Origin of the sequence: Ruegeria sp. (assembly GCF_028066395.1) — a bacterium.
GTDB lineage: Bacteria > Pseudomonadota > Alphaproteobacteria > Rhodobacterales > Rhodobacteraceae > Ruegeria.
On sequence record NZ_JALCBM010000001.1, the window covers coordinates 75,064 to 82,639 of the forward strand.

7 protein-coding genes are annotated in these 7,576 nt (G+C 62.7%); 3 read left to right on the forward strand and 4 right to left on the reverse strand.

The features are described from left to right. Positions 1-8: 8 nt before the first annotated feature. Together MPJ51_RS00405 and MPJ51_RS00410 are read right to left on the reverse strand one after the other, a co-directional pair. Entirely contained in the window at positions 9-1,580 is a 1,572-nt protein-coding gene (locus tag MPJ51_RS00405; RefSeq protein WP_298381015.1) for a Re/Si-specific NAD(P)(+) transhydrogenase subunit alpha, read from the reverse strand. Positions 1,581-1,710: 130 nt separating this feature from the next. Beyond that, positions 1,711-2,160 carry an isoprenylcysteine carboxylmethyltransferase family protein gene (locus tag MPJ51_RS00410; RefSeq protein ID WP_298381016.1) on the reverse strand — a complete coding sequence of 150 codons (450 nt, stop codon included), beginning with the start codon at positions 2,158-2,160 and terminating at the stop codon, positions 1,711-1,713. 177 nt (positions 2,161-2,337) lie between these two features. On the opposite strand from MPJ51_RS00410, the gene kynU reads away from it, so the two are divergent. Further along, complete coding sequence (gene kynU / locus MPJ51_RS00415) at positions 2,338-3,531, forward strand: kynureninase (protein WP_298381017.1); 1,194 nt, start codon at positions 2,338-2,340, stop codon at positions 3,529-3,531. Here the strand turns inward: kynU and MPJ51_RS00420 are convergent. Continuing rightward, positions 3,524-4,102 (reverse strand): TetR/AcrR family transcriptional regulator, encoded by a 579-nt coding sequence (locus MPJ51_RS00420; protein ID WP_298381018.1) that lies wholly within the window; start codon positions 4,100-4,102, stop codon positions 3,524-3,526. The genes kynU and MPJ51_RS00420 overlap by 8 nt on opposite strands. Before the next feature lie 100 nt (positions 4,103-4,202). Here MPJ51_RS00420 and MPJ51_RS00425 point away from each other — a divergent pair, with 100 nt between their 5' ends. Both MPJ51_RS00425 and MPJ51_RS00430 read left to right on the forward strand, forming a co-directional pair. Continuing rightward, on the forward strand, positions 4,203-4,667 hold the full coding sequence (locus MPJ51_RS00425) for a (2Fe-2S)-binding protein (protein WP_298381019.1): 465 nt from the start codon (positions 4,203-4,205) through the stop codon (positions 4,665-4,667). Positions 4,668-4,670: 3 nt separating this feature from the next. Beyond that, positions 4,671-6,911 carry a molybdopterin cofactor-binding domain-containing protein gene (locus tag MPJ51_RS00430; RefSeq protein ID WP_298381020.1) on the forward strand — a complete coding sequence of 747 codons (2,241 nt, stop codon included), beginning with the start codon at positions 4,671-4,673 and terminating at the stop codon, positions 6,909-6,911. Positions 6,912-6,944: 33 nt separating this feature from the next. Here the strand turns inward: MPJ51_RS00430 and MPJ51_RS00435 are convergent. Next, positions 6,945-7,576 (reverse strand): gamma-glutamyl-gamma-aminobutyrate hydrolase family protein (locus MPJ51_RS00435; RefSeq protein WP_298381021.1); only part of this gene is annotated, 632 nt, incomplete at its 5' end.

The window sequence follows — 7,576 nt, forward strand, 5'->3', positions numbered from 1 at the left end:
CGGCCTCCTTAAGATTTCTGGAACATGGCAAGCATGCGCCGGGTTACGAGGAAGCCGCCGAAGATGTTGATCCCGGCCATGAAGACAGACAGCGCCGCCAGCAAGATGACCAGGAACGACCCCGATCCGATCTGCATAAGCGCCCCGACGATGATGATCGACGAGATCGCGTTGGTGATCGCCATCAACGGAGTGTGCAGCGAATGCGAAACGTTCCAGATCACCTGGAAGCCCACAAAGATCGCCAACACAAAGACGATAAAGTGCTGCATGAAGCTGGCCGGAGCGATCAGCCCCACCAACAGCATCAGCGCGCCACCCACACCCAGCAGAGTGAACTGCTGCTTGGTCTGCGCCTTGAACGCCGCAATCTCCTGCGCGCGCTTTTCTTCCGGGGTCAGTTCCTTGACCTCGGGCTTTTTCTGCGCCGCAATCGCCTGCACCTTGGGCGGCGGCGGCGGGAAGGTGATCTCACCCTGATGGGTGACGGTCGCGCCACGGATCACGTCATCTTCCATGTCGTGATTGATCTGGCCGTCCTTCTCGGGCGTCAGGTCCGTCATCATGTGACGGATGTTGGTGGCATAAAGCGACGAGGACTGTGCCGCCATCCGGCTGGGGAAGTCGGTATAGCCGATGATGGTCACGCCATTGTCGGTCACGATCTTCTCATCCGCGACGGTCAGCTTGCAGTTGCCGCCTTTTTCCGCCGCAAGGTCCACGATGACCGAGCCCGGCTTCATCGCCTCGACCATGTCCTTGGTCCAAAGCTCGGGCGCTTCGCGGTTCGGGATCAGCGCCGTCGTGATGACGATATCCATTTCAGGCGCAAGCTCGCGGAATTTGGCCAACTGCGCTTCGCGGAATTCATCGGACTGGACCGAGGCATAACCGCCAGTGGCCGCACCGTCCTGCTGTTCTTCTTCGAAATCCAGATAGACGAACTCGGCCCCCATCGATTCGACCTGCTCGGCCACTTCGGGGCGCACGTCGAACGCATAGGTGATCGCGCCCAGCGAGGTGGACGTACCGATGGCCGCCAGACCGGCAACGCCGGCCCCGACGATCAGCACCTTGGCAGGCGGCACCTTACCGGCGGCGGTCACCTGACCGGTGAAGAACCGGCCAAAGTTGTTGCCCGCCTCGATCACCGCACGGTAACCGGCGATATTTGCCATCGACGACAGTGCGTCCATCTTCTGGGCGCGGCTGATGCGGGGCACCATTTCCATGGCGATCACATTGGCGCCCTTGGATTTGGCCGCCTCCATCCCCTCTTCATTCCCGGCAGGATTAAAGAAGGAAATCAGCGTCTTGTCCTTGGTCAGCCGCTTCAGCTCGGTCTCATTCGGCTGACGCACCTTGGCGATGATGTCGGCAGCTTTCCACAGCGACGCGGCGGTCTTGACCACCTCGACCCCGGCTTCTTCATAAGCTGCGTCCGAGAACCCGGCGGCAGCACCGGCGCCTTTCTCGATCAGGCAGTCATAGCCCAGCTTCTGCAATTGACGGGCTGAATCCGGGGTCATGGCCACCCGGTTCTCGCCGTCAAAACTTTCCTTTGGCGTTCCTATTTTCAACGGCGCTTCCCCCTAATATTCAGTCTGATTACACATATGGTGGGTATTGTTCTTCAAGTCCTGATCTATCTTGCGAAAGATTATTTCGCAAGCGCAGCATTTCTGACGTTGTGTCACATTTAACACAGGCTCAAATCCATCGTCGGGTTTGACGTTCGTAGCGGGCAAAATCGGCCCGGAAGGTGCGGCGCAGGCGGTCCTCTTCCGGCAGAATGAAACGCCGTTCCAACACCCAGACAAAGATCGGAACCAGAACCAGAGACAGCACCGCGTCAAAGCGCAGGATCAGCCCGGCCAGGATCAGCACGTCGCCCAGATAGATCGGGTTGCGGCTGCGCTTGTAGATGCCGGATTGCACCATGGCCGAGGGCACCTCGTGCGGGATCACAGTGGTCCGGTGGCGGCGGAATTCGACAATCGCCAGCACCGCCAGCACGACGCCCCCACCGATCAGCAAACCGCTGAGCAGATCGGTAACCGCACCCTCCAGCGACAGGCCCAGCGGCAGCACCCGCGCCTGCAGCCAGGCCAGCAGCGCAAAGCCGATCAGCCAAACAGGCGGGATGTCGATCCGACGCATGGGTGCCTCCTGCTGCGACACGGGGTCTAAGGCCGTGTCGTTTTCAGATCACCTCCTACCGCTTTCAGGCAAGGAAGGCAAAAGCCCAGGGTGTCGCAGGCCCAAATGCGGCACAGATGGACAGGTCAGGGCGGATCGGATAGGCCGGTGGGGCATCACATAACAGCGCGAGGCCCCATGACCGATTTCACCCGCACCAAGGCCATGTTCGACCTGCCCGAAGGGGTGATCTATCTGGACGGGAACTCTCTGGGTCCCCTGCCCCGAGCGGTTGGCACGCGGGTGCAAGAGATGCTGAACGATGAATGGGGTCAGATGCTGATCACCGGCTGGAACAAGGCGGGCTGGATGGGTCTGCCGACCGGGCTGGGCGACCGGATCGGGCGGTTGATCGGGGCAGAGCCCGGTAGTGTTGTCGTGGGCGACACCCTGTCGATCAAAGTCTATCAGGCGGTCGCCTCGGCATTGGAGATGAACCCGGGGCGCAAGGTGGTCCTGTCGGATAATGGCAATTTCCCGTCCGACCTTTATATGGCCGACGGGCTGCTGCGCTCGCTTGGACCGGACTATGAGCTGCGCGTCGTCGACCCCGAGGAGGTCGCGGCGCATATCACCGAAGAGGTCGCCGTGCTGATGCTGACCGAGGTCGATTATCGCTCGGGCCGTATACATGACATGAAGGCGCTGACCGAGCTGGCCCATGCCAATGGCGTGGTCACGGTCTGGGATCTGGCCCATTCGGCGGGCGCGATCCCGGTGTATCTGGCGGGGTGTAACGCCGATTTCGCGGTGGGCTGCACCTATAAGTATCTCAATGGCGGGCCGGGCGCGCCCGCTTTCATCTATGTCGCACCGCGCCTGTCCGGTCAGGTCCGACCGGCGCTGTCCGGTTGGCTGGGCCACGAAGCGCCCTTTGCCTTTGATCTGGATTACCGCCCCGGCGCGGGGATCGAGCGTATGCGCGTCGGCACCCCGCCGGTCATTCAGATGACGGCGCTGTCCTCGGCGATGGATATCTGGGACATGGCCGACATGGCCGATATACGCGCCCGATCCATCGAACTGACCGAACAGTTCATCGCCGGGGTCGAGGCCACCTGCCCCGGTCTGGAACTGGCCAGCCCGCGCGACCCGCTGCGGCGCGGCAGTCAGGTGTCGTTTCGCTTCAGGGAAGGCTACGCGGCCATGCAGGCCCTGATCGCGCGCGGCGTGATCGGCGATTTCCGCGCACCCGATATTATCCGGTTCGGCTTCACACCGCTGTATATCGACAAAGATGATGTGGAACAGGCGGTCGAAATTCTGGCCGATATCATCGCCAATCGCCTATGGGACAAGCCAGAATACAAGATACGTCAGCGGGTTACCTGACCTCCAGCCCCGCGCCCAGCAGGGCGGCCAGTTGGGCGATCCTCTGTTCGAATTCCTCGGCCCCCGGAGCAGTCATCTTGATGCCCTTTAGTGCTGCCGTGATGGTGCGCGCGGTTTCATCCGCGCCCATCAGCAAACGTGCCCGCCCCGCAGCGCCCTCTCGACGTAGCCAATCCGCATAAAGCGCGGTCAGTTCGCCCTCGCCTTGTTCCACGATATCGGTGGACATGGATTTGGTGGCGTCCAGCATCTCAAGCCCATGGGGTGAGGCGAGGATGGCCGCCATGCCCTCGGACTGCGCCTGAATCGCCCGGTCCAGCACCTGTGGCACCGGGCCGTCGCCTTGTAGCGCCTGCGCCACAAGCGCGATCTTCTGGTCGTAATACTGCCGGGTCAGGGCGCGAACGATGGCCTCTTTGTTCTTGAAGTGCAGATAGACCGCAGGCCGCGACATCCCCGCCCCCTTGGCGATGTCATCCATCGAGGTCTTGCGGAACCCATAGGCCGCAAAGGCCTGAAAGGCCGAATTCAAAATGGCCGCCAGCCGGGGATCGTCACTCACATTGTCCATATCCGCAGCCCTGACAGTTTTTGCTTATTTTGTCAATTGACACCCTGACACTTTCGATTAAATATGTCAGGAACCAGCCACAGCCAAAAAGAGGTGCGCCATGGCGACCACCCTGAAGATCAACGGACAAGCCCATCAGGTCGATCTGCCCGGTGACGTTCCCCTGCTTTGGGTTCTCCGCGATGAGGTCGGCCTGACCGGCACCAAGTTCGGCTGCGGCGTGGCCGCCTGCGGGGCCTGTACCGTGCATATCGATGGTGAGGCCGTGCGGTCGTGTCAGGTGGCCCTGTCGGATGTCTGGGGTGATGTCACCACGATCGAAGGGCTGGGCACGCCCGACGCGATGGCCACGATCCAGCAGGCCTGGGTTGATCATCAGGTGGCGCAATGCGGCTATTGCCAGTCCGGGCAGATCATGCAGGCAGCGGCTTTGCTGGCCGAAAACCCCGCGCCCAGCGATGCCGATATCGACGATGCGATGCAGGGCAACCTGTGCCGCTGCGGCACCTATCCCCGCATCCGCGCCGCGATCCACGACGCCGCCGCCAAACTGAAGGAGGTCTGAGCCATGGCCAGCATCGGAAAAATCCTGCGCCGCACCTTCCTGATCGGCTCGGCCGCGATTGTCGGCGGCGTGGCCTTTGGAGCCTATTACGTCTCGCGCCCCGCCGCCAACCCGTTGAAACCGGGCAAGGGCGAAACCGCGCTCAGCCCGTTCGTTCTGATCGACCAGCAGGGCGTCACCCTGTTCGCACCCCGCGCCGAGATGGGTCAGGGCGTCATGACCACATGGGCCACGCTGATTGCCGAGGAACTGGACGTGGAATTGGACCAGATTCGCGTTCTGCACGGTCCGGCCGCGGCGGCCTATTACAACTCGGCGCTGGTCGGTGAGGGATTGCCGAACAAGGGCTACGACATCTCGGATTTCCAGCACAATCTGGGTGAGGCCTTGGGCGTGCTCGGCAGAACGCTAAGCCTGCAGGTCACCGGCGGTTCGACCTCGATGAAAGACGGGTTCGAACGGATGCGCATGGCCGGAGCCACCGCGCGCGAGACGCTGAAGCAGGCCGCCGCAGACCGGCTGGGCGTGGACCGGCACCAGTTGCAGACCGAAAACGGTGCGGTTGTTGCGCCCGACGGCACCCGCATTCCCTATACCGAACTGGCCGAGGCTGCGGGCCAGATCGAACCACCCGAGGCGAAACTGCGCGACCCTTCCGAATGGCGGCTGCTGGGCCAACCTCAGCCGCGCGTCGATATTCCGGGCAAGTCCACCGGCACCGCCACATTCGGCATTGATGTCCGGCCCGAAGGTCTGAAATTCGCCTCGGTCCGCATGAACCCGCGTCTGGGCGGTCAGATGAACGGCTTTGACGCCAGCACGGCCGAAGCTATGCCCGGCGTTGAAAAGATCGTCGATCTGGGCACCGGCGTTGCGGTCATCGCCAGCAACACATGGCTGGCCATTCAAGCGGTCGAGGCCATTGACGTCGATTGGGGCGAGGCCCCCTATCCGCCCGATACAGACGGGCTGTTCAACCAGATCGCCAAGGCGTTTGACGACGCCCCGAACTCGACCATGCGCGATGACGGCGATGTTGATGTGCTGCCCGAAGGCGCGACCGAGATCACCGCCGAATACTCTGCCCCCTATCTTGCCCATGCGACGATGGAGCCGATGAACGCCACCGCGCTGTTCACCGGCACCAAGCTGGACCTGTGGTGCGGCAATCAGGCCCCGACCCTGATCCAGATGCGTGTCGCCAATGTGGCCAATCTGGATACCGAAGCGGTCGAGATTCATACTCCCTATCTGGGCGGCGGTTTTGGTCGCCGCGGCGAGCTGGACTTCAGCGAGATCGCCACCAAGGTCGCCATGGCCCTGCCCGGGACGCCCGTGCAAACCACGTGGAGCCGCGAAGAAGACATGCGCCACGACTTTTTCCGCCCCGGCGCGATGGCGCGGATGCGCGGTGCGGTCAAAGACGGCAAAGCGGTGCTGATCGACGGCAAGGTCGCATCGCAATCGCCGACCCAGCAGGCGGTGGAACGCTATACCGGCTTCCCGGGTGGCGGCCCCGACAAGGTACTGGTCGAGGGTTTCTTCAACCAGCCCTACGCGGTGCCGAACTACCGCATGAGCGGCCATATCGCCGATCTGACCGTGCCGGTGGGCTTCTGGCGCTCGGTCGGGAACAGCCATAACGGGTTCTTCCACGAGACCTTCATGGACGAACTGGCCCACGCCGCCGGACGCGACCCGTTGGACTTCCGGCTAGAGCTTACAAGCAGCGAACACGCACCCTCCGCCGGGTGCCTTCAGGCGGTCAAAGAGATGTCAGGCTGGACCGGCAAGACCCCTGCTGGCGTCGGTCGCGGCGTGGCGCTGACCTACAGCTTTGGAACTCCGGTCGCGCAAGTGATCGAGGTGGTGGATGAAGACGGCACCATCCGCATCAGCAAGGCCTGGATTGCCTGCGATGTCGGCCTCGCGCTGGACCCGGCGACGGTCGAGGCGCAAATGATCGGTGGCATGATCTATGGCCTGTCCGCCGCCGCGCAGGGCGAGATCACCTTCGCCGATGGCGAGGTCGAACAGTACAATTTCCCTGACTACGACGCCCTGCGCATGCACAACACCCCGGTGACCGAGGTGCGCGTGCTGGAGACCAACAAACATCTTGGCGGCGTTGGGGAACCCGGAACTCCGCCCTCGATGCCCGCCCTGGGCAATGCGCTATTCGATCTGACAGGCGAACGGGCGCGGGCGTTGCCGCTGAACAAGCAGTTCGATCTGTTGGTATGACCGATTTGACCGCCCCCTAAAACGGGCCGGTCGTCAGGCGGACCGCTGCAGGGGTGACTTGCGCTTGCAACCAGCCCAGGCGCGCACCGCATCCCCGAACGCCTCGAACAGCGGGCGCGAGACCGGATCATTGGCCGCGTCCCATTCCGGGTGCCATTGCACCGACAGGGTGAACCCTGGAGCGTCCTTGATGTAAATCGCCTCGGGCGTGCCATCGGGCGCATGACCGTCGACCACGATATCCTGCCCGACCGTCTTGATCCCCTGCCCGTGCAACGTGTTGGTCATCACCTCACGCGCACCGAACAGACGGTGGAACACGCCGCCGTCGGTCAGGGTAACCACATGGCGCAAGGCGAATTTCTCCTCCAAAGTGCCATCAGGTGGCATGCGGTGGTTCTGCCGCCCCGGCAGGTCACGGATCTCCGGATAGAGCGTGCCGCCCATGGCCACATTGACCTCCTGAAACCCGCGACAGATCCCGAAAAACGGCTGCCCCCGCTGCGCGCAGGCCCGGACCAGAGGCAGGGTGATCGCATCCCGCGCCCTATCAAACTCGCCATGCGCGGCAGTGGCAGCTTCGCCATATTCCTCGGGATGGACATTGGGACGGCCACCGGTCAGCAGGAACCCGTCACAAACCTCCAGCAACTCCTCGACCGAGA